Genomic DNA, 25,949 nt, shown 5'->3' with positions numbered 1-25,949 from the left:
ACCCGACGCGAGAGCATTGCTGAGCCCCGACGCGAGAGCATAGCCGAGCCCTTGCCATCATCCGCTCAGGCAAGCGCCCTGCGCTGGGCGCGGCGCGCCCACAGCCAGCCGCCGCCGCAGATGCCCGCCACCAGGATCGCGTCGAGCAGCCACGGCGCCCAGGGGCGGGCGTCGAACCACGGCGCGACCAGGTGGTCGTGGGCGATCATGCGCGCGGCTGTCCAGGCGATGGCACCCGCGCCGATGTAGACGACGACCGGGAAGCGCTCGATCAGCTTCAGGATCAACGTGGAACCCCAGACGACAAGCGGCACGCTGATGGCGAGGCCGAGCACCACCAGGCCCATGTGACCCTTGGCCGCGCCGGCGATCGCCAGCACGTTGTCCAGGCCCATCAGGGCGTCGGCGATGACGATGGTGCGTATCGCGGCCCAGAAACTGGAGGCAGGGGTGATGTTCGGATCGTGCTCCTCGTGCTTGAGCAGCTTCCAGGCGATGGGCAACAGCAGGATGCCGCCCGCCAACATCAGGCCCGGGAGCTTCAGCAGCCAGATCACCGCGAAGGTCAGGGCGATGCGCAAGGCGATGGCGCCGAACGTGCCCCAGAACACGGCTTTCTTTTGCAGATGTCGGGGCAGGTTACGCGCGGCCAGCGCGATCACGATCGCGTTGTCGCCGGCCAGTACCAGGTCGAGCAGGATGATGGCGGCGAGGCCGGAAAAGAATTCGGGAGTGAGGAAATCCATGCGATGAGGCCCTTCGCGCGCTGTGTGGACCAATGCGGCAGCGACGGGTACGCGCGCCCGTCGTCACCGCAAAAGTCTCGTTCCCGGCGCGAAGCCGCCGCGATGACCGGGGCGCGTGGGGCGCCCGTACTGACGATCATTGCGCACGGGGGCGACGATGCCTCCGCGGAACTACTCCCCTTTGGGTTGTAGTGGGGCGCATTGTGGCGGTTGGGATGCAGCGCGGCAAGACATGCATGGGGGCTCACCGGTTAAAATCGCCGGCTATCCCAAACCCTCGCGAGTGAAGTCCATGAGCGCACACGATATCCGTTCCGCCACGCGTCCCGATCCGGACCAGCCGCTGGTGGACATCGCCAACTACGTGGCCGACTACAAGGTCGACTCGCAGGAGGCCTATGACACCGCGCGCTACATGCTCCTGGACTCGCTGGCCTGTTCGGCGCTGGCGATGAAATTTCCGGATTGCGTCAAGCACCTCGGTCCGGTCGTCCCGGGCGCCGTCCTGCCCGGTGGCACCCGCGTACCGTTCACCTCGCACGAGCTGGACCCGGTCCAGGCGGCCTTCGCCATCGGTACGCAGATCCGCTACCTGGACTTCAACGACACCTGGCTGGCGGCGGAATGGGGCCACCCGTCGGACAACCTCGGCGCGATCCTGGCTGTCGCCGATTACCTTTCACGCAAGGCGGTGAAGGAAGGCGGCAAGCCGCTCACCGTGCGCGACGTGCTCGGCTACGCGATCAAGGCCCATGAAATCCAGGGCTGCTATGCGCTCAGGAACAGCTTCAATCGTGTCGGCCAGGACCACGTGATCCTGGTCCGTCTTGCCTCCACCGCGGTCGCCACGGCGATGCTGGGTGGCGACAAGGAACAGATCACCACGGCCGTCTCGCACAGCTGGATCGACAATGGCGCCCTGCGCACCTACCGCCACGCGCCCAACACCGGCCCGCGCAAGAGCTGGGCCGCCGGCGACGCCTGCCGCCGTGCCGTCACCCATGCCATCAACGCCGTCTACCGGAACGTGGTGGGTTATCCCTCGGCGCTCACGGCGAAGACCTGGGGCTTCTACGACGTGGCCTTCAAGGGCAATGCCTTCGAATTCGAGCGTCCCTTCGGCAGCTACGTGATGGAAAACGTGCTGTTCAAGATCAGCTTCCCGGCCGAATTCCACGCGCAGACCGCCGTGGAGTGCGCCATGGCCCTGCATGCCCAGGTGGCCGGCCGCCTCGACGAGGTCGAGAAGGTGGTCATCGAGACCCAGGAGGCCGGTTGCCGGATCATCGACAAGACGGGCCCGCTGGCCAACTACGCCGACCGCGACCATTGCATCCAGTACATGGTGGCCGTACCGCTCATTTTCGGCCGTCTCACCGCCGACGATTACAACGATTCCGTGGCCGCCGATCCGCGTATCGATGCCCTGCGCGACAAAATGACCGTGGTGGAAAACCCGCAATTCACCAGGGATTACTTCGACCCCGAAAAGCGTTACATCGGCAATTCGGTCCAGGTTTTCTTCAAGGACGGCTCGCATACCGAAAAAGTCTCCATCGATTTCCCGATCGGCCACCGCAAACGCCGGGCCGAGGGCATCCCCGTTTTGCTGAAGAAGTTCGAGGCCGCCCTGCGGGCCGAGCTTCCCGCGGAGCGCGTGGAGAAGGTCCTGGCGGTCACTCGTTCGGCCGAAACACTCGACTCCATGGCCATTCACGAGTTCATGACACTCTTCACGGCTTGATAATGGCCGTGACTCAAGTATGAACGGCGGTTTTTAGCAGGTGCTCAATTGTTTGATTTTTGCTAAACTGCCGCCGCCCGTTGAAGGGGTATCAAAGCGAGGGACGGCTGAAGTCCCCGGATTCGACAAGAGTTCTACGCGCGATTTCCGTCTGGGGTGGAGCGCGGACGCGAATACCAATAATGAGGAGACACCGATGAAACGTAAGGGCTTGTTTTTGCTGATCGGCTTGGCCCTGGGCGGCGTGGGTGCCGTTCACGCGCAGGAGTCCGCCGATACGGCGGGTAACGGCTATGACGGCCGCTGGTACATCGCCCCGACGGTTGGCGGTTACTACAACGACACCGATCGCAACACCAACAGCCGCCAGGTTTACTACGGCCTGGGTTTCGGCAAGTTCATCTCGAACAACGCGTCGATCGACATCTTCGCCGATCGCACCAAGCGCGATAACGATGGCGTTGGCCATTGGTCGAACAACAGCTACGGCGTTGCCGCCCGCTTCTACGCTGGTGCGTGGGATAGCTGGCGTCCGTACCTGCTGGCCGGCGTGATGGGCTCGTACCACCACAACCCGTCGGACAACGGCTGGTCCCCGGCCGCCGAGCTCGGCGTCGGCGTGTCCAAGACCATCACCGACAGCTCCGACTTCCGCGTGGAAGCCGGCTATCGCTACGACTGGGACGACAAGACCACCGACAGCGAGAACGGCTACGGTGACTGGTTCCTGGGCTTCTCGATCGTCTCGCGCTTCGGCGAGCCGCCGGCTGCCCCGGCTCCGGCCGCTGCTCCGGCTCCGGCCGCTCCGGACTGCTCGACCCTCGACAGCGATGGCGACGGTGTGAACGATTGCGACGACAAGTGCCCGGCCACCCCGGCAGGCACGATCGTCGGTCCGGATGGTTGCCCGCAGAAGGTCGTCATCGACCTGCGCGGTGTCAACTTCAAGTTCGACCGTCCGAAGAAGGGCGAGACGAACATCGGCCCGACCCTGCAGGAGCCGACCAGCGAATCGCTGGGCGTCCTCGACCAGGCTGTCGACACCCTGCAGCGTTACCCGCAGGTCAAGGTCACGGTTGCCGGTTACACGGATAGCGTCGGTAAGGACGCGTACAACCAGGGCCTGTCCGAGCGTCGCGCGAAGATCGTGTTCGACTACCTGACCTCGCACGGCATCGGTGCGGATCGTCTGGAAGGCCCGATCGGCCACGGCGAGAACAACCCGATCGACACGAACGACACGGCCGAAGGCCGCGCTCGCAACCGTCGCACGGAACTGCAGGTTCAGCAGTAATCCTTGCAAGATCGGTAGTAGCTGTAAAAAAAGGAGCCCGGCGAAAGCCGGGCTCTTTTTTTTGTCCCCCTGGTGGGAGCCGACCCTGTCGGCGATCCCGCGAAAGCGGGCCAGTGCGGGGCAGAGCCGTCGGCCGCCACCCTCGTCGCTCCGGTTACACCGTCGCTCGGGAAAGGAGGCCGCTGCGCGGCCATGTCCGATGGCTGCGCCCCGTCGCGCCCGTCGCGCCGGGCGGGGTTTTCGATTCGCCCTCCTGGCTCAGCGAAAACGGCCGGCCGTCCAGGCCGGCCCCCTACGGGCCTTTTCGCCCGGCGCTCCTCGGTTCCACACCTCGCGTCGAGGGTGGCGGCCGACGGCTCTCTGCACACTGAGGTGTCGTGTGACACAAGCAGCACCCGCCATTCGGGTGGCCGTCGCTCTGGTGGGAGCCGACTCTGTCGGCGATGGGTGCTTGCCGTAACAGGGCCCGCTGCCGCGGGATCGCCGACAAAGTCGGCTCCCACCAGGGTATGGCGGTCAAACAGGGTGCGGTGCTTGGCGAGCGTGTCGCGGTGTGCGGTGCGCGCTGTCCGGCGTGCGACAACCTTCGCTCTTTCCCCTCAACCCACCGCGGTCGTGACTGAGCTGCCGGGCGTCCCCCTCGGCGCGACATGAGGCGCCGAGGACGGCCGGGCGGACAAGGCCCGCAGGGGATCGGCCTGGACGGCCGATCGTTTTCGCTGAGGCAGGAGCCGAATCGAAAACCCCCGCCCGACCGTCCGAGCCCGCCGGGGCGCAAGCCATCAAACACGGCCGCGCAGCGGCATCCTTTCCCAAGGGCCGGCGCCGCCTGGCGCGCCGAGGGGGACGCCCGGCAGCTCCCCCGCCACGCACACAACGAACGCGAGGGCGAAGCCGAGCCCGCCTGGTGTACGCTGTGCCGGTAGCTGGACGCCTGGCCGTATGGACGTCCGTTCGATGTCATTCCTAGGGGTTCGCATGAAGTTGCTTGCCGGTTTGTTCCTGGCCACCACGTTGCTCGCGTCGGTGGGTTGCGCCACGCCCATGGGGCCGAATGCGAGCGGCGCCACGCTCAGTGGCGATGCGGCACATCCGGGAAGCACGCAGGGATGGGTGCGTACCGAGCTTTACTTCGGCCTCGGGCGGTCCGATGGCCAGGACGGCGTGGACGAAGCCGCTTGGCGGGCCTTTCTCGACAAGGAGGTGACGCCGCGCTTTCCGAGTGGATTGACCGTCATCGACGCTTACGGGCAATGGCAGGGCGTGAACCAATCGCAGCCGGAACGCCTGCGTTCGAAGCTCGTCGTCCTCCTCTACGCCGACGCTCCCGCGCAACGCGCCGCGGTGGATGCGATCCGCGCCGCCTGGAAGGCGAAGACCGGCGACCAGTCGGTGCTTCGCGTATCCCAGCCCGCGGACGTGTCGTTCTGATGGCCGCGTCCACGGTTTCGCGGCGCCGTTTCGGCGGTGGCGACCTCAACGGTGTCCTCGGCCTGGTCGTCGACAATCTTTCGTTGCTGGCGTTCATGGCCGCGGCGCTGATCGGCATCTTCGGCATGCCGGCCGACCTCGTCTTCCGCCGGATGTTTCCCGGCACGGCATTGGGCGTGCTGCTCGGCAACCTGGCCTATACGTGGATGGCGCATCGCCTGGCCGCGCGCACGGGCCGGCAGGATGTCACCGCCATGCCGCTGGGTATCGACGCGCCCACCACGATCGGCATGGCCCTGCTCGTGCTGGGCCCGGCATTCGCCGGTTACCGGCAGGCCGGCATGGATGCCATGGCGGCGGGAGAGGCTACCTGGCGCCTGGGCATGGCCTCGCTGGTCGTGATGGGCGTGCTCAAGTTCGTCCTCTCGTTCTTTGGTGCCTGGGTTCAGCGCACAGTGCCACGAGCGGGCTTGCTCGGATCGATCGCGGGTATCGCGCTGGTGCTGATGGGCTTCCTGCCGCTCGTGGAGATCCTGCGCGTGCCGGTGGTGGGTTTCGCCGGTCTGGGCATCGTGCTCTATGCGCTGATCGCGAAACGGCGGTTGCCTTTTGGCATGCCCGGCGTGCTGGGCGCATTCCTGGTCGGCGTGATCCTTTACTACGGGCTTGGCCCGGCAGGCTTGCTCGGAACCGGCTACCACGCGCCCGCCGGATGGCAATGGCGCCTGGGTTTCCCGTGGCCGAACCTCGGTTTCGTGCAGGGCTTGCCGGCGACGCTGCCGTACCTGCCGTTGATCCTGCCGTTCGGCCTCTTGATGGTGGTCGGTGGCATCAATGTCACCGAGAGCGCCCGTGCGGCGGGTGACGACTATCCCACGCGCGACATCCTGCTGGTCGAGGCGCTCGCCACGCTCGTGGCGGGCATCTGCGGCGGCGTGGCGCAAACCACGCCATACATCGGGCAGCCCGCATACAAGGCGATGGGCGCACGCACCGGATACACCCTGGTCACTGGCCTGGTCATCGGGTTGGGCGGCGTATTCGGTTACCTTTCCAATCTCGTCGAGCTGCTGCCCGTGGCCGTGCTGGCGCCGATCCTCGTCTTCGTCTCGATCGGCATCACCACGCAGGCCTTCGAAGCGACGCCGTTGCGTTATGCCGGTGCCGTGGTCTTCAGTTTCTTTCCGGCGATCGCACGCATGGTCGCGATCAAGCTCGGCGATCCTTCGATCGTCGATCCGGCGCATTTCGCTGCCTTGTATGCCGACGGCACGCATGGGGTATCGGCCATGGCGGTGATCGTGATCCTCGGCAATGGCTTCATCATCACCTCGATGATCTGGGCCAGTTTCGTGGTGGCGATGATCGACGGGCATGTGCGCAAGGCGGCGGGCATCGTCGCCCTGGGTGGCTTGCTTACCGCATGCGGATTGATCCACTCGGTGCAACCGATCGGGTCGGTCTACCTGCCGTGGGCGCTGGATGCGGCTTCGCGATCCCTCGTGTGGCAGTTCGTCGCGGCCTACGTGGCGCTCGCGGCGGTGCTGCTTTTGCTCTCGCTGGACCGCCGGAACATGCGGAGTGCCTGACGCCATCTCCACCGCCGCTTGAATTGCGGCGCCGGCGCAGCCACCCTTGGGACCTGTCCCAAGGAATCACCCCATGCCGCTCTCCGACCTCACGTCGCTCCCCGGCGTCACCGCCACGCCCGACGCGGCGACCCATGGCTATGTGTTCAACCATACGATGATCCGCGTGCGCGACCTCGACGTGTCGCTGGACTTCTACACGCGCGTGCTGGGGTTCACCCCTGTGTACAAGAGCGTGTTCGCGGAGGCGGCGTTCACCATCGTCTATCTGGTGCTGGTCGGCGACCAGGGCGTGATTCCCGATGACGACGATGCGCGAAAGGAGTGGGTGTTGCGACAACCGGGCGTGCTCGAGTTGACGCACAACCATGGCACGGAAAACGACCCGTCCTTCGCGTACCACAACGGAAACAGCGAGCCGCGCGGATTCGGCCACCTCTGTGTGAGCGTGCCCGACGTCGAAGCCGCTTGCGCGCGCTTCGAGGCGCTCGGCGTCACCTTCCAGAAGCGGCTGAGCGACGGACGCATGCGCCATATCGCCTTCATCCGCGATCCCGACCAGTACTGGATCGAGATCCTCCAACCCACGCCGTTCGCTTCCTGACGCCGCGCCGATGCCGACCAACCTGCCGCCGGTGACCCGGAACCTGCTGATCGCGAACGTGCTGGTGTTCGCCCTGCAATACCTCTTGCAAGACCAGGACACCCTGGCGCTGACGCGCTGGTTCGCCTTGTGGCCGGTCGGTCACGACATCGCCGTCGACCTCGGCGCCGGAGGCGTGGCGGGTATCGGTTTCCGGCCGTGGCAGCTGGTCACCTACGGTTTCATGCATGGCAACGTGATGCACATCGTGTTGAACATGTACGCCTTGTACATGTTCGGCGGCCTGATCGAGCGGGTGATGGGCACACGGCGTTTCACGATCTATTACTTCGTGTGCCTGGTCGCCGCCGCGGTGGCGCAACTGGCGGTGGTATACCTGTTCGAACCCGACCGCATGTACCCGACCGTGGGTGCTTCCGGTGCCGTGTTCGGCTTGCTCGGTGCGTTCGCGATGCTGTTCCCGCGCGAGAAGCTGATGTTGATTCCGATCCCGATCGGTATCCCGGCCTGGCTCTTCGTCACCCTTTACGGTGTCGCCGAACTGGTCTTCGGGGTCACCGGCACGCTCTCCGGCGTCGCTCATTTCGCCCACCTGGGTGGTCTCGTGGCCGGTCTGGTGTTGCTATGGGCGTGGGGCGTCAGGCCGCCGCCACGCCATCGGTTCTAGGTTCAGCGCAAGGCGAGGAAATCCGGACTGACCACGAAGCGGACGGCGTCCAGGCGCAACCTCGCTTCGGGTATGGCGGCGAGCAGGGCGTCGCGTTCGGCGGCGATGGCGTCGACCTCTTCATCCTTGATCGACGGGTTCACCGCATGCAACGCGACCAGGCGGGCGTGTTCCGCATCCAGTTCGTGCCGCGCGGCCTCCAGCGCCTCGGCCTTGAGCACTTCCGCACGTGCCTCCGCGAGGTCCTGCGCGCGTTCGAGCATCGGCGGGACGAGCTTGGACAGGAACTTGCGATAGCGCGGCACCTCGATGTTCCGGTCCGAGGCACGACGCAACGCGATGTCGCTCGGACGGAATTGCGCGCGTTCACCCAGCTTGGTGTCCACGGTGAGCATGAGCGGTGTCGCCGGCAGGAAACGCCCGGCGTCGAGCGTGCGTTCGGCGACGATTTCCAGCACGAAGACCGTTTGCAGCAAGGCGGTTCGCACGGGAAGCGCATCGTCGACAAGGAAGGCGGCGTTGCCATCCTCGCCGGAAACGAGCAGGTCGACCGCTGCGAGCACCATCGGGTGATCGAGGCGCAGCAGCGGCAGTTCTTCGCGTGCCAGCCCCAGTTCGCGTGAGAAGGTGACCGAGACCGGGCCCTCGGCGAAGCCCGGAAGCCCATCGGTGGAAAGGTATTGGGGATCGAGCAGCACGATGTCCGGCGCCAGTTCCTCAGCGTGGACGCCGTAGGTTTCGAACAGGCGCTGGATGAACGCGTCGCGTGCCGGGTCCTTGTCTTCGGCGGCAAAGCTGGCTGCGAGGTCATCGGCGTGCGGATCGCGGCTGGCGGCGAGTTCGAGCAGGTGGTCGCGCCCCGCGTGGATCAAGGCGGAAAGTTCTTCGTGCGCACCGCGCGTCTCGGCGATCAGCGCGTCCAGTTCCTGATCGCGGTCGTCGTCTTCGCGGGCATGTTCGTCGGCGAGCGTCGCCAGCAGGGGGCCGAAGCGGCGAAGCAGTTCGCGACCGTCGGCGGGGCTGCTGCGGAACGCGTCGAGGCCTTCGTCGTACCAGCGTGCGAGCACATGCTGCGCGCTCTGTTCCACCACGGGGACGTGGATGACGATGTCGTGTTTCTGGCCGATGCGGTCGAGGCGGCCGATGCGTTGCTCGAGCAGGTCCGGGTCCAGCGGCAGGTCCCACATGACCAGGCGATGCGCGAACTGGAAATTGCGCCCTTCCGAACCGATTTCCGAGCAGAGCAGCAGGCGTGCGCCATCGGGCTGGGCGAAGAAGGCGGCATTGCGGTCGCGCTGGACGATACCCAGGCCCTCGTGGAACCGGGCCACGCCGACGCCACTCCGTGTGCGCAACGCGTCCTCGATCGCCATCACCTTGGCCTGGCTGCGGCAGATGAGCAGGAATTTGTCCGCAGGATGCGATTCGAGCAGGCCGATGAGCGCCGCAAGGCGCGGGTCGTCGGCATAGTCGAATTCCAGCGCCGCGGGCGGTTGCTGGATATCCGAACGGAATTCCGCCAGCAGGGCATCGCGACGGCCCGCGTCGAGCGTGTCCGGATCGATGACCCGCAATTCGGGCGTACGGCGAGGGAAACCGCCGATGCCGGCCCGTCGGTTGCGGAACATCGCGCGGCCGGTGCCGTGGCGGTCGATGAGGGCGGCGAGGAGCTCGCCGGTCGCGTCGGCGCGGTCGAGCAAGGCGAGCAGTTCGCGGTCGCCCTTGAAGCGATCGGCGAGCAATGCGCGTTGTTCGTCGTTCAACGGCTTGTCTTCCGCTAGCGCGCTGGCCGCATCGGACAAGGGACCATAAGCCGCCGATTCGGCGAGATAGGCCTCGAGGTTGGCGTAGCGTTGCGGATCGAGCAGGCGCAAGCGTGCGAAATGACCCGCGCGGCCCAGCTGTTCCGGCGTGGCGGTGAGGAGGATCACTCCCGGCGTCGCCGAGGCCAGTTCCTCCACCAGGCGATAGCGTGGGCTGGCGCCTTCCGGTGTCCATTCGAGGTGGTGCGCCTCGTCGACCACGACGAGGTCCCATCCCGCTTCCACGAGCTGCGCGGAGCGGCGCGGAGACGATTCGAGGAAGGCGAAATCGGAGATGACCAGCTGTTCGTCTTCGAACGGATTGCGGCCGTCGCTGGCCTGCTCGATGGCTTCGCAGCGTTCCTCGTCGAAGATCGAGAACGACAGGTTGAAGCGGCGAAGCAGTTCCACGAACCACTGATAGACCAGGGTTTCCGGTAACAGGACGAGCACGCGCCCGGCGCGTCCGGCGGCGAGTTGCCGGGCCAGGATCATGCCGGCCTCGATCGTCTTGCCCAGGCCCACTTCATCGGCAAGCAGGACGCGAGGCGGACGTCGCGCGGAGGCGATGCCGGCCACGCGCAGCTGGTGCGGGACCAGGCCGATGCGGGCGGACTCCAGGCCCCAGGCGGCGGAACGGCGCGCATCGGCGCGCCGGCGCAAGGCCTCCAGGCGCAGGTCGAAGCGGTCGTTGGGATCGGTGCGGCCGCCGATCAGGCGGTCGTCGGCCTGGGACAACGCTTGTTCGTCGTCGAGCTGGCCTTCCTCCAGTTCGCGGCCTTCGCCACGATAGACGAACAGGCCCTCGCGTTCCTCGATGCGCTCCACGAGAAAGGCGATGCCCTTGCCGGAAACACGTTGACCGGCCCGGAACTCCGCGCGGATCAGGGGAGCACTGTCCGCCGCATAAGGACGCAGGACGCCCGACTTGGCGAAGAGCACCTGCACGCTGCGTCCTTCGACGCGGAGAATGGTGCCGAGGCCGAGTTCAGGCTCGGCGGTGGATATCCAGCGTTGACCGGGTTGGAACATGCGTTTGGGAAGCCGATACATCGAGGGGGCGCCAATTATCCGCCCCCGAGGCTCCCGTGCCTACCTTGTCGTGAAACCGGGGCTCAGGTCTCCGCCCAGCGCCGCAACAAGTTGTGGTAGACGCCCGTCAATTGCAGGATCGACGCCTGGTCGGCACCGCTGGCCGAAAGCGTGCGGATGGCGGTGTCCATCTCCAGCAGGAGACGCCTCGCACCATCGTCGCGCACCATGCTCTGCACCCAGAAGAACGAGGCGATGCGTGCGCCGCGCGTGACCGGAGTGACCCGATGCAGGCTGGAGGATGGGTAGACGATCGCGTCGCCGGCCGGCAGCTTCACCTCGTGCTCGCCGTAGGTGTCGCTGACGATCAACTCACCGCCGTCGTATTCCTCCGGCTCGCTGAGGAAGAGCGTGCAGGAGATATCGCTGCGGACATGCGTGTCGCCGAGACCGCTGGACATGACGGCGCCGTCGATATGGAAGCCGTATTCGCCGCCACCTTCGTAGCGGTTGAACCGTGGCGACAGCGTGCGCAGCGGCAATGCGGCGGCATGGTAGAGCGGATGGCGATTCAGTGCGGCCACCACCCTGTCGCCGAGCTCGCGCCGTAATGGCGACGCGTCGGGCAGTTGCAGGTTGCGCTTGACCTTCGCACCTTGTGGACCGACGGTCTGTCGTCCGTCGGTCCATTCGGCGCCTTCCAGCGCCGCGCGTATCCCGGCGACCTGTTCCTTGTCCAGGACTTCCGGGATGTGCATCAGCATGGTGGCCTTCCTCCGATCGATCAGAAACGCACGTTGGCGGTCAGCATGGCCGATCGCGGCGTACCCGGAGTGTAGCGGTAGCCGCTCTTGTTGATGGCGGCGACATATTCCTTGTCGAACAGGTTGTAGACGTTGAGCTGGATGTCGAAGTGCTTGTTCACCGGATAGCTCGCCATCGCGTCGAACACCCAGTAGGCCCTGGTGTAGGCCGGCGTGCCGATCGCGCCATCGGTACCGCGCTGCAATTCGCCGGAATAACGCGCGCCGCCGCCGATGGTGAGGTCGAAGGGCAGGTGGTACGTGGTCCAGGCGGTGAAGGCCTTCTTCGGCGTATATGCCAGGTCGTCGGAGCCGTTGGCCGTGACGCCCGTGCCCTTTTCCACCGTGGCATCCATGGTGGTGAAGCCGGCGCTGACCGCCCAGTTTTCGGTGAGCTTGCCCAGGGCCGAGATCTCGATGCCCTGCACGCGCTTCTTGCCGACCTGGTAGTAGAGAAGGTCGGTCGGGTCCTGGGTCAATTCGTTGGTGACCGTCGTGCGGTACAGCGCGGCGGTAAGGAGTAGCTTCTCGCCGAGCAGGTCCCATTTCGTGCCGATCTCGGCGGTGCGGGCCTTCTGCGGATCGAAATTCGGGTTGTCCGCGCTGTTGGCCGAGGAAGACAGCGTGAGCGTGTTGCCACCCGGCGGCTCCTGCGACTGCGCGAAGTTGACGTAGATGCTGCCGTTCGCCGCCGGCTTGTACAGCACGCCGATCTTGTAGTTGACCAGGTTGTCGCTGATGCTCGTATCGACACCGGGAACGATGCTTCCGGCGGGAAGACGTCCGCACGCGGGGCCGTTGCGGGCGCCGCAGACCACGAGGCTATTGAAGTCGGTCTTGTAGTGGTCGAGGCGGACGCCGGCGTTCACCTGCCAGTGCTCGCCGAACTTCAGGGTGTCGAAGAAATAAGCCGCGGCGGTGTTGGTCTTGCCTTCGCTCCTGGCGCCCGTCTCGCCATAACGCAAGCCGCCGACGTCGGAGTACGGACGATAGAGGTTGGCGGCCGGCCAGGTGCTGCCACCGAGCGCGCCCAGGCCGATCGTGCGCGCCTGCTCCTGCGTCAGTTCGATGCCGGTGCTGATGTTCTGCGTGACCGCACCGGATTCGATCGTTGCCGTGAGGTTGGTCTGGTTGGTGGCGATACGGTTGGACTGGTGCTTGAAGGTCGGCGTGCTGCGCGCGATGGTCCATGTCGAGGGATCGGTGGGATCGGGCGTGCGCAGGTTCGCGGCGGACCCCATGAAGGACGTGAGCAGGTAATCCTGCGTGGTACGGCCCCAACGCGCGGTGTTGTGCAGCGCCAGGTTCTCGTTGAAATCGTGCTCGACGATGACCGTGAACATATCCTGGGTGACATGGTCGTGGTCCTGGCCCGTGCCATAGAAGTTGTCCGGGTCGACCTTGCCCGCGTCGTTGAGGAAGGCGCGGGCATCGGGGCTGCTGTAGCCGGGAAGGCCGATGGTCGGCACGCCGCCGTCGGGCACGTTGTTCTGCTTGATGTGCAGGTAGTTCAGGTACACCCGGGTCGGCGTGCCCAGGCCGAAGGCCAGCGAGGGCGCGATACCCCAGCGGTTGGTCTCGACCTGGTCGCGGCCGTAGACACCGCTGTCCTGGCCCATCACGTTGAGGCGGAACGCGGCGTCGTTGCCCATCGACTGGTTCCAGTCGGCGGTGGCGCGGCGGCGCTGGCCGCTGCCGACCTGCACCGACCCGGAAATGCCGTTGCCCAGCAGTGGCTGCTTGGTCACCAGGTTCACGGCGCCGGTGGGCGCGGTGCGGCCGTATTCGGTACCGTCCGGACCCTTGGTCACTTCCACCTGTTCGATGTTGAACACATCGCGCGAGACGGTGCCGATATCGCGCACGCCGTCGACGAAGATGCTGCCGGAAGTATCGAAGCCGCGCATGTAGATCGAATCGCCGGTGTTGGTCGAGCCGTTCTCGCCGACGAAGAAGGTGCCCACGCCCGGACTGTTGCGCAGCGCCTCGGTAAGCGTGGTGGCGCCTTGCTGCTGGATGAGTTCCTTGCCGATCACCTGGATGGTCTGCGTGGTGTCGAGCAGGGATTGGGTGAATTTCGGCGAGGAGACCTTGTCGACGCGGTAATCGCTTCCGCGGTCGGCATCCACCTGCATGCCGGGCAGGGCCTGCGCGTCGTTGACCTTGGCCTGCTGGGGCGGTGCCGCGATATCGGCAGGCACGTCGCTGGCGGCGGCGCCGTGGGCGAGGCTGAGCAGGACGGCGGCACCGACGGTACGCACCGCCGGAGCGGCGTGCTTGCGGCTCTTGATGAAGGCCATGGAGATTCCCTTGCGTGTCTGAAGACGAATGAGGAACGGCCTTCGTTCGCGCACGCTCCAGCGTCGCGCGGCCTTTCAGGACGCGCTGGGCTGGGTTCTGGTCGTTCCCTGGAACGAAACGCACGCGGGTACGGGACCCGTCTGGACGCATATCGTAAATTTAATGAGAACGATTTGCAATTGTATTGATGGCGCTTCCACCAAAGAAAAGGCGCCGCACTTGCGTGCGGCGCCTTTGGCACCATCAGCGATGGCGTGTCGCCGTTACCAGATCTTCACCTGCTTGTCGGTCGCACGGACCATCTTCGCGTCGGGCTTGCACTGGAACGCCGAAGCGAAGGCTTCCATGTTCGACGGTGCGCCGATGGCGCGCAGCGAAGCGGGAGCGTGCGGGTCGACGTTGAGGTAGAGCATCGCCTGCTTCTCGCGGACGTTGCTGCGCCACACACGCGCCCAGTTGAGGAAGAAGCGCTGGTCCTGTGTATAGCCGTCGATCTTCTCCTGGGCTTCCTGCGGGTTCTTCTTCAGGGCTTCCTGGAGCGCATCGTAGGCCACGTTCAGGCCGCCCAGGTCGGCGATGTTCTCGCCCAGGGTGAGCTTGCCGTTGACGTGCAGATCCGGGTGGTCCTTGATCGGCGCGTACTCGTTGAACTGAGCCACCAGCTTGCCGGCCCGCTCGTCGAACTTCGCACGGTCTTCCTTGGTCCACCAGTTCTTGTTGTTGCCGTCGCCATCGAACTGGCTGCCCTCGTCGTCGAAGCCATGGCTGGCCTCGTGGCCGATCACCGCGCCGATGCCACCGTAGTTGATCGCGTCGTCGCCATGGGCGTCGAAGAACGGCGGCTGGAGGATGGCGGCCGGGAAGTTGATCGTGTTGTCGGTCGGGTTGTAGTACGCGTTGACCGTCTGCGGCGTCATGCCCCACTCGAGGCGGTCGGTCGGCTGGCCGATCTTGGCGATGTCGTAGTGGTAGTTGAACTTGCTCGCGGCTTCCACGTTGCCGTAGTAGTTCTCACCGTTCACGTCGAGACCCGACCAGTCGCGCCACTTGTCCGGATAGCCGATCTTGGGCAGGAAGGTGTTCCACTTCTGGATCGCCTTCTGCTTGGTCTCGTCGCTCATCCAGTCGAGCTTCTCGATGCGTGCCTTGAGCGCGTTGCGCACGTTGTCGACCAGCTCGTTCGCACGCTGCTTGGCTTCCGGCTGGAACACCTTGGCCACGTAGAGCTGGCCCAGGGCCTCGCCCATCGACGAATTGACCGAGCCGAGCACGCGCTTCCAGCGCGGCTTCTGCTGCGGCTGGCCGGAGAGGGTCTTGCCGTAGAAGTCGAACTTGTTGTCCTGGAACGCCTTGGACAGGTACGGCGACGCGCTGTCGATGGCGTGGAAACGCAGGTAGGCCTGCCAGGTCGACACCGGCGTGGTGGCCAGCATCTTGTCGAACTCCTTGAAGAACTTCGGCTGCGACAGCGAGAAGCCCTTGTCGACATTGACGCCCTGGGCGGCGAAGAATTTCTGCCAGTCGAAGTGCGGCGTGGCCTTGTTGGCTTCGGCGACGGTGACGAAGTGGTACTGGTTTTCCGGGGCACGCAGTTCCACCGGCGCGAGCGAGGCGGCGGCGAGCTGGGTCTCGAACTTCATCACCTCGTCGGCCTGCTTCTTCGCCTGGTCTTCCGGCACGCCGGCGAGGGTCAGGGTCTTGGCGATGTACGCGACGTAGGCCTTGCGGTTCTCGGCCTGCTTCGGGTCGGTGTAGTAGTCCTTCGTCGGCAGGCCGAGGCCATCCTGCTGGGCGTAGCCGATCTGGATCTTCGCGTTCTGGAAGTCCGCGCCCGAGCCGAAGCCGAACACGTAGCCATTGCCGTCGTTGAAGCTGGTGTCGAGGAAGTCGACGATGTCCTGCGAGGTCTTCAGGGCGTCGATCTTGGCCAGTTCAGGCTTCAGCGGTTCGACGCCGGCTTTCTCGATGGCGTCTTCGTTCATGCCCGAGCGGTAGAGCAGGCCGATCTTCTGTTCGATCGAGCCGGCCTTGGCGTTGGCCGCGCCCTTGTCCATGGCATCGACGATGTCGTGCTGCGTGTTGAGGCTGTTCTCGGCCAGCTGGTCGAAGGCGCCCCAGCGGGTGCGGTCCTCGGGAATCGGATTGGCCGCGACCCATTTGGCGTTGACGAAGCCGTTGAAGTCGCTGCACGCGTCGATGCCGGTGTCCAGGTCGGCGATATTGAACGTCGGACCGGCAGGCTTGGCCGCCGCGGCCGTGCTGGCGGCGGCAGGGGCCGCGCTGCTGGGCGACGCCGGCTGGTTACCACCGGGCACCGCCGTGTCGGCGTCGTTGTGCTTGCTGCACGCCGTGCCGGCGAGCGCGACGGCCAGTGCCAGCGCGAGCGGCTTCAGATACTGCTTGGTCATGGATTTCCCTCTTTCATGGTGTCGATGACGGTGCCCCCGGCACCGTTGCTCCCCAGCATATCCGCTGCGGCCCCCATGCAGGGCCGACTGTGACGAAAGTCATGGTTCCCCGCATTTCGCAATAACTCGCGGCGAATGTCCCCGGATTGTCACACCGGCTTCCTACGCTGCGGCGACCGCATGGCAGGGGATGCGGCTCACGGCAATCGGTCGATCCACCTCCGAGGAGCATCTGTCATGCGCAAGTTACTGGCCGCGGGCATCGCCTGCGTGCTCACCCTTTCCGCGGCGTCGATCGTCGCCGCCCAGCAAGCCGTCGACGGCCCCGCCGAGGCCGCATCCAGCGCCCTCGGCTTTGGTCATGGCGGCCATGGCGGCCACGGCGACAGGGACCCGCGTACCGCCACGCCGATCAAGCACCTGGTGGTGATCTTCCAGGAGAACGTCTCCTTCGATCACTACTTCGGCACCTATCCCTTCGCGGCCAACCCCAGCGGCGAACCCGCCTTCTACGCGCGGCCGTTCACGCCGCCGGTGAACGGCCTCACGCGCGCCCTGCTTACCGCCAATCCCACCGCCGCAAACGCTGCCAACGGCGACGCCGCGATCAATCCGTTCCGCCTCGCCCGCGCACAAGCCGCCACCGCCGACCAGGACCACGGCTATACCTCCGAACAGCGCGCCTTCGACGGCGGCAAGATGGACCTGTTCCCGCTGTACACCGGTCGTGGCGAGGCCCTGCCTGGCGGTGATCCCGCGCAGGAAGGCAAGGGCCAGGTGATGGGCTACTACGATGGCAATACCGTCACCGCGCTGTGGAACTATGCGCAGAACTTCGCCATGAGCGACAACAGTTATGGCACGGGTTTCGGCCCGTCCTCGCCGGGGGCGGTCAACCTGATCGCCGGCCAGACCGCCGGCGTCGTCGCCACCCTCAACGGTACGGGCGCCGAGACCGACGACGGCCATGGCGGCCTCACGATGATCGGCGACCCTGACCCGATCGGCGACATCTGCTCTTCACCCACCGCCAACCAGGCGACCATGGGCGGCCGCAACATCGGCGACCTTCTCAACGACCGCCATATCACCTGGGGTTGGTTCCAGGGCGGTTTCGACGTCACCCGCACCAACCCCGACGGTAGCACCGGCTGCACGCGCCGAACGCTGTCGAAGATCACCAACGCCAGTTCCAACGACTACAGCCCGCATCATTCGCCGTTCCAGTACTACCCCTCGACGGCCAATCCCACGCACGCGCGTCCTTCCTCCATCGCGGCCATCGGCAAGACCGACCAGGCCAACCACCAGTACGACATCGAGGACTTCTACGATGCCCTCGACGCGGACAACCTGCCGGCGGTGAGCTTCCTCAAGGCGCCCGCCTACCAGGACGGCCATGCGGGTTACTCCGACCCGATCGACGAGCAGGCCTTCCTCGTCCATGTGTTGAACGCCCTTCAGCAGAGCGGCGAGTGGCGCGATACGGCCGTCGTCATCGCGTACGACGATTCGGACGGCTGGTACGACCACCAGCAACCGCCGCGCATGAATGCCTCGACGGGAAGCACCGACGCGCTGGACGGCGCCGGCGTATGCAACGGCCGTGGCACCTTGCCCGGTCTCGATGGCAAGACGCCGGCACAGGGTCGTTGCGGTTTCGGCCCGCGCCTGCCGCTGGTCGTGGTCTCTCCGTGGGCGCGCGAGAACATGGTCGACCATTCGGTGACCGACCAGAGCTCGATCACCCGTTTCATCGAGGACAACTGGCTCGATAGCCAGCGCATCGGCGGTGGCTCGACCGACGCGCAGGCCGGCCGTCTCGACGGCATGTTCGACTTCTTCCTGCCACGCCTGTTCGAACGCAAGCTGATCCTCGACGAATCGACCGGTCAGCCGAAGCATCCGGGCGGCTGGCCGTACTGGCCGTTCGGGAACGGTGGGCATGGTTGATCGCCGTCGTTTCCTGACGACAGCGGGATGGATGGCCGCGGCGGGGTGGTTCCCGTCGCGGCTGTTCGCGCACGATATGCATGCGATGCAGGCCCCTGTGGGGCAGGTGGGCAACAGCCTGTGCATGCACGCCATGGGCGATGCCACGCGCATGCCGGGCCTGGTCGATCCCGCCCGGCTCGCACCCTTCGTCGACGTATTGCCGATCCCTCCCGTGCTGCGTCCGGAGCCCGGCAAGACGCTGCGCGTGCGCATGGCGGAGACCACCCAGCCGCTGCATCGCGACCTGCCGCCGACCACGCTGTGGACCTATGGGGGGCACTATCCCGGGCCCACCATCGAAGCGCGCCGTGGGCAGGCGTTCGACGTGGTGTGGGAGAACGCGCTACCGGCGCGTCACTTCCTCCCGGTGGATCACGCGATCTGCGGCGCGGAGGCGGACAAGCCCGAAGTACGCGCCATCGTGCATCTCCATGGCGCGAAGGTGCCGCGCAAGGACGATGGTTATCCGGAGGACTGGTATGTGCCCGGGAAGTCCCGCCGGCACCATTACCCCAACGCGCAGGACGCGGCCACGCTCTGGTATCACGATCATGCGATGGGCATCAACCGGCTCAACATGTATGCCGGATTGATGGGCTTGTACCTGTTGCGCGACGAGCACGAGTTCTCGCTGGGACTGCCATCGGGCGAACAGGAGTTGCCGCTGGTGCTCGCGGATCGCCTGTTGCGCACCGACGGCCGTCTCTACTATCCCGATTCGGGCGACGCGAAGGCCCCTTGGGTGCCGGAGGTATTCGGCAACCTGACCCTGGTCAACGGCGCCATCCTGCCCCGCGCGGATGTGCAACCGCGCCGTTATCGCCTGCGCGTGCTGAACGCGGCGAATGGACGCTTCTATCACCTGCGTTTCCGGGATGGACGTCCGTTTCAGGTCATCGGTTCCGACCAGGGCTTGCTCGCCGCGCCGGCCACCATGACATCGGTCTTCATGGCGCCCGGCGAGCGGCTGGATGTGGTCGTGGATTTCTCGGCGCTGCGCGGTGGCGCGGTGGAACTGATGAACGATGCCCTGCCGCTGATGCGTTTCGCCGTGGGACAAGGGCAGGTACGCGACGACAGCCGCGTTCCCGAGGTACTCCGCGACCTGCCACGCGTTACCGAGACATCGGCATCGAAGTCCCGTGAACTCACGCTGGACGAATACAGCGACTGCGTGGCCACGCCGATGCTGATGTTGCTCAACGGCAAGCGGTGGCACGACCCGGTGACGGAATCGGTGAAGCTTGGCGCGACGGAGTCGTGGAACCTGGTGAACCTCACCGAGGACACGCATCCGATCCACCTGCACCTGGTACGTTTCCAGATCCTCGACCGCCGCCCCTTCGACGTGGACGAGTACGTGGCGAAGAAGACCATACGCTACGTGGGGCCGGCACAGGAGCCACCGGTGCACGAGCGTGGATGGAAGGACGTGGTGCAGGTCTACCCGGGCATGATCACCCGCATCGTCGCCACCTTCGACGGATACGCCGGGCGTTATGCATGGCATTGCCATCTCGCCGAGCACGAGGCCAACGAGATGATGCGTCCCTTCGAGGTGGTGGCCTGACCCGGGCGGTTGTTTGCAGGCGCTAGGTTCCGGCCTTCGCCGGAGCGGTGGCGTCCAGCGTTTTCAACGCCGTGTCGTCGAGGCGTAGCACGGGATACGCCCCGACCTTCTGCGCCATGTACCACGGGCTGCGTTCGAAGAAGAAGGCGAGACGCGCGCGCGGGCTCGCCGCGAAGGCGGGATCGTTCTTGAGCCTGGCCTCGAACGCCGTCTTCAGCGAGGGGTCTTCCGCGATCATCTTTCGCGCCAGCGCTTCCACGACGCGGGGCTCGCCGTATTCCTTCGGTTCGAAGATCGCATCGAGGTAACCCCAGCGCAGCATGGAATCGGGCGCGCGGGCGTCGAGCAGGTTGAGCGCGAGGACGGCGTCGGGGTTGTCGGAGCGGACGATGACGGTGCCGGCGGGAAGTTCGACGTGTTCCTTCGCGGTCGCGATAGCGGCATCTCGGAGCATGTGATGGCCTTCGAAAGGCTTGTCCGCCCACGTCGGCTGCGAAAGCTGGTCGGCATCGACGCTCGCGCGGACAGCCATCGCGGTGCGGGTGTAGGGAATGCCGTGGGCGTCCAGGCGTTCGATCACGTCGGTCCACTGAGCGGGTATCGCCCATGCGGCGGGTAGCGGCGCGGCCACGTCGGGTAGCAGGTCGTTCCAGCTCTGGATGGCGTAATCCTTCTTCGCCCTCGGGTCGTATCGCACCCAGAGATCGCCGGATATCTCGCTCCTGGTCTGCGTGAATGCGTAGCCCTTCAGCGTGAACGGCTTCGGCCTCGGATCTTCCTTGAAGGTGACCGGCAGCGTCGCGCCGGGTTTCGCCGAGAGCGAGGCGACCCAGGCGTCGGCGTCCCTCGATGCCTTCAGCAGGGCAGCCGGGTCCTTGTTCACCTGATCGAGCACGCTGCGCACGACATCGTACGTCGCGCGGACACGCACCTCGTAGGACTTCAACATGTGCGTCTCGATCAACAGGCCGGCGCGATTGCGGATCGCGGCGTAGCCGGTGGAGAACCTTGGGCCGGAGCCGAAATTCCCGATACCCTTGGTGATGTCGCGGCCATCGCGGAATTCGAGGTAGGGCGCGGCTAGGTGGCCGAGCCGTTCGTAGGCGGGGATCGCGCCTTCTTCGTAAGCGGCTTTCTGCCAGGCGGCGATCGATGGCGGCAGCTTGTGCGGGTCCTCGGCATACCAGGTGAGGTCGTACTGGTAGTCGGCGCCATCGGTGGTGTGGATGTCGATCAGCAGGTCGGGCCGCCAGGTGTTCCACAAGGCGAGCCAGGCGCGTGTTTCCGGGGCGTCGGCCTTGACGTAGTCGCGATTGAGGTTGAGGTATTGCGACTGCCCACGGAAGCCCATCTCGGCGGGGCCGTTCTGGTTGATGCGGAAGTACGGCCCGGAATTCTCGTGGCCGTCCACGCTGTAGACGGGGATGTAGACCAGCACGGCGTGGTCGAGCAGGTGGGGCAGGCGGTTCATCGTGGCGAAGTCGCGCAGCAGCATCAGGCCGGCGTCCTTGCCCTCGATCTCGCCCGGATGGATGCCCGCCTGGAGCAGCACGATGGGCTTGCCCGCCGCGCGCGCCCGCTCCGGGGTGAGGTCGCCGTCCTTTGCGGCGATCACCACCGTCATCGGCCGGCCTTCGGGCGTCGTGCCGAAGGTCTCCAGCCGGATCGTGTCCGGCGCGGCGCGGGCGAGCCGGCGCAGAAAGGCCTGGGTCTCCGCGTAGGACGGCGTGGTGCGGAACGCGGAAGCCTCGGCGGGCGTGGTCCAGGTGTCTTTCGCGTGGATCGTCATCGGGGTCACCGCGATCAGGGCGAGGAGGAGGCGTGCGGGCATCGCGAGCATGGAACCGTCCGGCGGGGGAATTCCCCATTGTGTGATTTTTTCGCCGGCTGGGCGAATCATGGAGGAAAGAGGAGGGCTCATGGCCAACGAAGACAGACGGCGCAGGTTCGAGGCGTTGTTGCGGACGCACGGGAAGATCGTGTTCAAGGTTGCCGCGATCTATGCGCGCGGTCAGGAGGATCGGCGCGACCTGGGACAGGAGATCGCCTTGCAGCTGTGGCGTTCTTTCGGTTCGTACGACCCTTCGCGCCCGTTTTCGACCTGGATGTACCGGATTGCGCTGAACGTTGGGTTGTCCCACGCAAGGCGCGAGCGTGAACGTCCGTGTCCGCTGGATGAGAAATTGATCGATACCCTTGGAGGCGGCACGCCGATCGACGAGCCCGATGAACGCCTGGGGGCGCTGGCACGGGCCATAGAAGGCCTTGGGCCGCTCGAACGCGCACTGATCCTTCTTTACCTCGACGAACTATCGCACGCAGAGATCGGCGCAGTGCTCGGTATGAGTGAAAGCAACGTGGGCACGCGAATCGCGCGCCTGAAGCAACGCCTGCGTCGGAATGTTACAGACGAAACAATCACGCACACGCAACGGAGGACGCCATGGAACTCGACGACTTGAAAGCAGGCTGGAAGGACCTGGATCGCCGGCTGGCGTACATGGAAGCACGTCTGATTACCGCCCGCGCGACGGCTGGTGTCCGCAGGGAGTTACGCCCGCTGGTCGCGGGCCAGGTTCTGCAGGCTGTGCTAGGCGTGGCCCTGGCCATGGGTGCCGGTTCGTTCTGGTTTGAGCATCGTGGGAATCTGAATTTGATGGTCACCGGCCTGTTTTTGCATCTTTACGCTATCTCGATGATCGTGGCGGCGGCGCGCAACCTGTTCCTCGTCCAACGGATAGACGAGGGAGCTCCGGTACTGGCGTTGCAACACCGGCTCGCCGCGTTGCGCGCATGGCGCATCCGCGAAGGGCGCTGGTTTGGCGCGGTGGGATGTTTTGCGTGGGTGGCGCTGGTGATATGGGGATTTGGCTTGTTGGGCGTCGATATCGTCGCGGCGCGGCCACTCTTCCTCGGATGCCTGCTGTTGACGGCGTCCATATGCCTGGCGGTATTCGTCCTGATGGCTCGGCTGGACAAGGCGCCGGAAGGGTCGGCGATGCGCCGTGCGGCGGAGCGACTCGAGGAGATTCGGCGCTTCGAATCGGGGGCCGAGACGCCCTGAGGCACGAGTTCCACGTGCGATGTCCGCAGGTGCCTAAGGACCCGCTAAGCTCGGCGAAAGGATAATCGGCACCTATCGGACACCGGGGCTTCGCCTTGCACATCATCCTTGTCGAAGACGACGTCCAGCTTGGCGAGGCCATCCGCCGGGCCCTGGAGCGGCTGGCCTATTCGGTCAGCTGGTTCCGTGAGGGCAACGAAGCCTTGCGGGCCTTGCGCGACCACGATGCCGACCTGGTGCTGCTCGACCTGGGCCTGCCCGGCAAGGACGGCATGGACGTGCTGACCGAGGCGCGCCGCCTGCGGGTGAAGACGCCGGTCATCGTGATGTCCGCGCGGGACGCCCTGGATTCGCGCATCCGCGTGCTCGACGCGGGAGCCGACGATTACCTGATCAAGCCATTTCACCTGGACGAGCTGGCCGCGCGCATCCGCTCGCTGGCACGCCGCGCGCGCGGCGAGGCGGTGAACCGGCTCGAGGCCGGCGCGCTCAGCCTCGACCTGGGCACCTTCGACGTCACCTGGCATGGCGAGCGCGTGGATCTCACCCGGCGCGAATTCGCCCTGCTGCAAGCCTTGATGGAACGGGCGGGACGGATCGTCCGCCGCGAGTCGCTGGAGAACTCGCTCTACGGACCGGACAACGTGATGAGCTCCAGCGCACTCGAGGTACTGGTGCACTCGCTGCGGCGCAAGCTGAGCCATGGCGCCATCCAGACGGTGCGCGGTTTCGGCTACATGGTGCCGCGGGAGCCGCAATGACCCTGCCGAGCCTGCGCTCGCGCCTTCTGGTGTTGATCGTCCTGGTGCTGGCGGCGGTCTTGTTGCCGCTGGGCATCCTCAGCGCGAAGCACACGCTCGAAGAAGTGGACGAGCTGTCCGACGGCAGGCTCGCCCAGGCCGCGCGCACGCTGGAAGTCCTGGTCGGCCGTATCGGCATCGAGCAACTGCGCGAACAGCGTTCGGCCCGCCTGCTTGTTCCGAGCGTGTCCAACCACCCGCAGGAACTGACCGTGCAGGGGCGCACCTTCGAGTCGGAGGTGGGTTTCCAGGTGTTCGACCGGGACGGCACGTTGTTGCTCGCCACGGAAAACCTGGCGGTCGTGCCGAACACCCATGCGCCCGATGGCGCCTTCGAGGACATCCACAAGGGCAAATACAAATGGCGCGTGTTCACCCTGATCATGGAACAGGAAGGGGTGACCATCCGGGCCGGTGAGCGCTACGACAGCCGGCACGAGATCACCCGTGCGCTGTGGCTCGAACACGGCCTGCCGACCTTCCTCGGCCTGCCGGTGCTGGCGCTCCTGGTCGGCTGGGCGATCCGCCGCGGCCTGCGTCCGCTCGAGTCGCTGGCCGCGGCGCTGGCCCGGCGCGAACCGGGCAGCCGCGAACCGATCCACCTGCCGGATGCGCCCCTCGAACTGAAGCCCGTGTTGCTGGCGTTGAACGACCAGATCGAACGGTTGGAAGGGGCACTGGAGCGCGAACGGCAGTTCAGCGCGGACGTGGCCCATGAGCTGCGCACGCCCCTGGCCTCGACCATGATCAACCTGGAGGACGCGATGGCCTCGGCCCAGCCGGACGAGGCGCAGGCCGCGTTGGGAGCGGCTCGCGAATGCCTGGTCTCCCTGGCACGGCGCACCGAGCAGTTGCTGGCGCTGGCCCGGCTCGAAGCCGGTGCGGCGTCGGGGCCGCGAAGCCGCGTGGATCTCAGGGAACTCGCGCTGGAAGTGGTCGAGGAAATGTCGCCGGTGATCGGCACCGGTGGCGTGGAATTGAGCATCGAGTTGCCCGATCATCTCTTCGTGAACGGATACGGCGTCGCCCTCGGCGCGCTGATCCGTAACCTGCTGGAAAACGCCTTCCGCCACGTACCACACGGCGGCCATGTCGAATTGTCGATTCGGCATGTCGAACGAGGTGCCCTCATCGAGGTGACCGACGACGGCCCTGGCATTCCGGCGGAACGCCGCACCGCCATGTTCACCCGGTTCCAGCGCGGCGTGGACACGCAGGGCGAGGGTTATGGCCTGGGATTGTCGATCGTGAAGCGGGCCGTCGAGTTGCACGGGGCGGTTATCGAGCTCCTGGACCGCGAAGGCGGGCCCGGGTTGAGGGTGGTGGTGACCCTGCCCCTGGCCTGAATCGCGAGCGCGTTTCATTCAAGCGCGACGAACGCGATCGGAGCATTCTTGGAGGGTCCCCCATCACGCGGAGTCAGCCACGATGAAAAACCCCGAAGCGACCAAGAAGCTGCGCAAGGCCGCCTTGAACACGCGCACCGGTCTGGGTGCCGACGCGACGCGCGATATCTCAGGCGCGTTGAATGCGTTGCTCGCCGACACGTTCGCGCTGTACCTGAAGACGAAGAATTTCCATTGGCACATGTCCGGTCCGCGTTTCCGCGACCTCCACCTGCTGCTCGACGAGCAGGCGTCGCAGATCTTCGCCACCACCGACGACATCGCCGAGCGCGTACGCAAGATCGGCGGCACCACGATCCGTTCGATCGGACACATCGCACGCCTGCAGCGTATTTCCGACAACGACGCAGACTTCGTCACGCCGCAGGACATGCTCGCGGAACTGCGCGACGACAACCTCCGCCTGGCCGCCTCGCTGCGCGAGACGCACGGCGTGTGCGACGAGTATTCCGACGTCGCGACGGCGAGCCTGATCGAGAACTGGATCGACGAGACAGAGCGTCGCGTGTGGTTCCTGTTCGAGACGACACGCGAAGCCGACTGACGAAGGAAGGGCCATTGTGGGAGCCCACACCTTGTGGGAGCCGACTCTGTCGGCGATCCCGCGGCAGCGGGCAAGGTTGCGGCGAGCATCCATCGCCGCTCAAGCGGCTCCCACAATGGGCATATCATCCCCGGGGTCCGGACAAAAAT

General features: G+C 65.8%; 19 protein-coding genes. 13 read left to right on the top strand and 6 right to left on the bottom strand.

The annotated features are described in order from the left end of the window. Positions 1-65: 65 nt before the first annotated feature. Positions 66-746 (bottom strand): TerC family protein, encoded by a 681-nt coding sequence (locus tag ACN9M2_RS14385; protein ID WP_426285369.1) that lies wholly within the window; start codon positions 744-746, stop codon positions 66-68. Between the two features lie 292 nt (positions 747-1,038). Between ACN9M2_RS14385 and ACN9M2_RS14380 the strand changes: the two genes are divergently transcribed. The 6 genes from ACN9M2_RS14380 (at position 1,039) to ACN9M2_RS14355 (ending at position 8,075) form a co-directional block, all read left to right on the top strand. Next, entirely contained in the window at positions 1,039-2,490 is a 1,452-nt protein-coding gene (locus ACN9M2_RS14380; protein WP_426285368.1) for a bifunctional 2-methylcitrate dehydratase/aconitate hydratase, read from the top strand. Between the two features lie 196 nt (positions 2,491-2,686). Further along, entirely contained in the window at positions 2,687-3,784 is a 1,098-nt protein-coding gene (locus ACN9M2_RS14375; protein ID WP_306849990.1) for an OmpA family protein, read from the top strand. A 978-nt stretch (positions 3,785-4,762) separates the two neighbouring features. Next, complete coding sequence (locus ACN9M2_RS14370) at positions 4,763-5,215, top strand: DUF3574 domain-containing protein (RefSeq protein WP_426285367.1); 453 nt, start codon at positions 4,763-4,765, stop codon at positions 5,213-5,215. Further along, on the top strand, positions 5,215-6,804 hold the full coding sequence (locus ACN9M2_RS14365) for a hypothetical protein (protein ID WP_426285366.1): 1,590 nt from the start codon (positions 5,215-5,217) through the stop codon (positions 6,802-6,804). The genes ACN9M2_RS14370 and ACN9M2_RS14365 overlap by 1 nt, the downstream gene beginning before the upstream one ends. A gap of 73 nt (positions 6,805-6,877) precedes the next feature. Continuing rightward, positions 6,878-7,408 (top strand): lactoylglutathione lyase, encoded by a 531-nt coding sequence (gene gloA, locus ACN9M2_RS14360; RefSeq protein WP_371024785.1) that lies wholly within the window; start codon positions 6,878-6,880, stop codon positions 7,406-7,408. Positions 7,409-7,418: 10 nt separating this feature from the next. Next, complete coding sequence (locus tag ACN9M2_RS14355; protein WP_426285365.1) at positions 7,419-8,075, top strand: rhomboid family intramembrane serine protease; 657 nt, start codon at positions 7,419-7,421, stop codon at positions 8,073-8,075. 2 nt (positions 8,076-8,077) lie between these two features. Here the strand turns inward: ACN9M2_RS14355 and rapA are convergent, their stop codons facing one another. The 4 genes from rapA to ACN9M2_RS14335 all read right to left on the bottom strand — a co-directional run bounded on the left by rapA (position 8,078) and on the right by ACN9M2_RS14335 (position 16,421). Next, positions 8,078-10,909: an RNA polymerase-associated protein RapA gene (gene rapA, locus ACN9M2_RS14350; RefSeq protein ID WP_426285364.1), complete on the bottom strand. Its 2,832-nt coding sequence runs from the start codon at positions 10,907-10,909 to the stop codon at positions 8,078-8,080. Between the two features lie 83 nt (positions 10,910-10,992). Next, positions 10,993-11,673: a Fe2+-dependent dioxygenase gene (locus tag ACN9M2_RS14345; protein ID WP_426285363.1), complete on the bottom strand. Its 681-nt coding sequence runs from the start codon at positions 11,671-11,673 to the stop codon at positions 10,993-10,995. 20 nt (positions 11,674-11,693) lie between these two features. Then, on the bottom strand, positions 11,694-14,012 hold the full coding sequence (locus ACN9M2_RS14340) for a catecholate siderophore receptor Fiu (protein ID WP_426285362.1): 2,319 nt from the start codon (positions 14,010-14,012) through the stop codon (positions 11,694-11,696). A 264-nt stretch (positions 14,013-14,276) separates the two neighbouring features. Then, a complete protein-coding gene (locus tag ACN9M2_RS14335; RefSeq protein ID WP_426285361.1) occupies positions 14,277-16,421 on the bottom strand; it encodes a M13 family metallopeptidase in 2,145 nt (714 codons plus the stop codon). A gap of 237 nt (positions 16,422-16,658) precedes the next feature. Between ACN9M2_RS14335 and ACN9M2_RS14330 the strand changes: the two genes are divergently transcribed. After that, positions 16,659-18,374 (top strand): phospholipase C, encoded by a 1,716-nt coding sequence (locus ACN9M2_RS14330; protein WP_426285360.1) that lies wholly within the window; start codon positions 16,659-16,661, stop codon positions 18,372-18,374. After that, the gene (locus tag ACN9M2_RS14325; RefSeq protein ID WP_426285359.1) at positions 18,367-19,986 is read left to right on the top strand and encodes a multicopper oxidase family protein; all 1,620 of its coding nucleotides are present in this window, start codon (positions 18,367-18,369) and stop codon (positions 19,984-19,986) included. Before ACN9M2_RS14330 ends, ACN9M2_RS14325 begins: the two co-directional genes overlap by 8 nt. 22 nt (positions 19,987-20,008) lie before the next feature. Here ACN9M2_RS14325 and ACN9M2_RS14320 read toward each other — a convergent pair whose 3' ends face one another. Then, positions 20,009-21,826, bottom strand: coding sequence for a M14 family metallopeptidase (locus ACN9M2_RS14320; protein ID WP_426285358.1), 1,818 nt, complete (start codon positions 21,824-21,826; stop codon positions 20,009-20,011). Positions 21,827-21,905: 79 nt separating this feature from the next. Between ACN9M2_RS14320 and ACN9M2_RS14315 the strand changes: the two genes are divergently transcribed. The 5 genes from ACN9M2_RS14315 (at position 21,906) to ACN9M2_RS14295 (ending at position 25,800) form a co-directional block, all read left to right on the top strand. Continuing rightward, positions 21,906-22,448: an RNA polymerase sigma factor gene (locus tag ACN9M2_RS14315; protein ID WP_426285357.1), complete on the top strand. Its 543-nt coding sequence runs from the start codon at positions 21,906-21,908 to the stop codon at positions 22,446-22,448. Beyond that, positions 22,430-23,050, top strand: coding sequence for a hypothetical protein (locus ACN9M2_RS14310; RefSeq protein WP_426285356.1), 621 nt, complete (start codon positions 22,430-22,432; stop codon positions 23,048-23,050). The genes ACN9M2_RS14315 and ACN9M2_RS14310 overlap by 19 nt, the downstream gene beginning before the upstream one ends. A gap of 95 nt (positions 23,051-23,145) precedes the next feature. Further along, positions 23,146-23,811: a response regulator gene (locus ACN9M2_RS14305; protein ID WP_426285355.1), complete on the top strand. Its 666-nt coding sequence runs from the start codon at positions 23,146-23,148 to the stop codon at positions 23,809-23,811. Beyond that, on the top strand, positions 23,808-25,196 hold the full coding sequence (locus ACN9M2_RS14300; protein WP_426285354.1) for a sensor histidine kinase: 1,389 nt from the start codon (positions 23,808-23,810) through the stop codon (positions 25,194-25,196). The genes ACN9M2_RS14305 and ACN9M2_RS14300 overlap by 4 nt, the downstream gene beginning before the upstream one ends. 82 nt (positions 25,197-25,278) lie before the next feature. Further along, positions 25,279-25,800, top strand: coding sequence for a Dps family protein (locus tag ACN9M2_RS14295; RefSeq protein WP_426285353.1), 522 nt, complete (start codon positions 25,279-25,281; stop codon positions 25,798-25,800). Positions 25,801-25,949 lie beyond the last annotated feature (149 nt).

The organism is Luteibacter sp. E-22, assembly GCF_049913125.1.
In the GTDB taxonomy this organism is placed as follows: Bacteria; Pseudomonadota; Gammaproteobacteria; order Xanthomonadales; family Rhodanobacteraceae; genus Luteibacter.
Note: the sequence above shows the minus strand (reverse complement) of the source record. Positions and strands in the feature narration are given on the sequence as shown.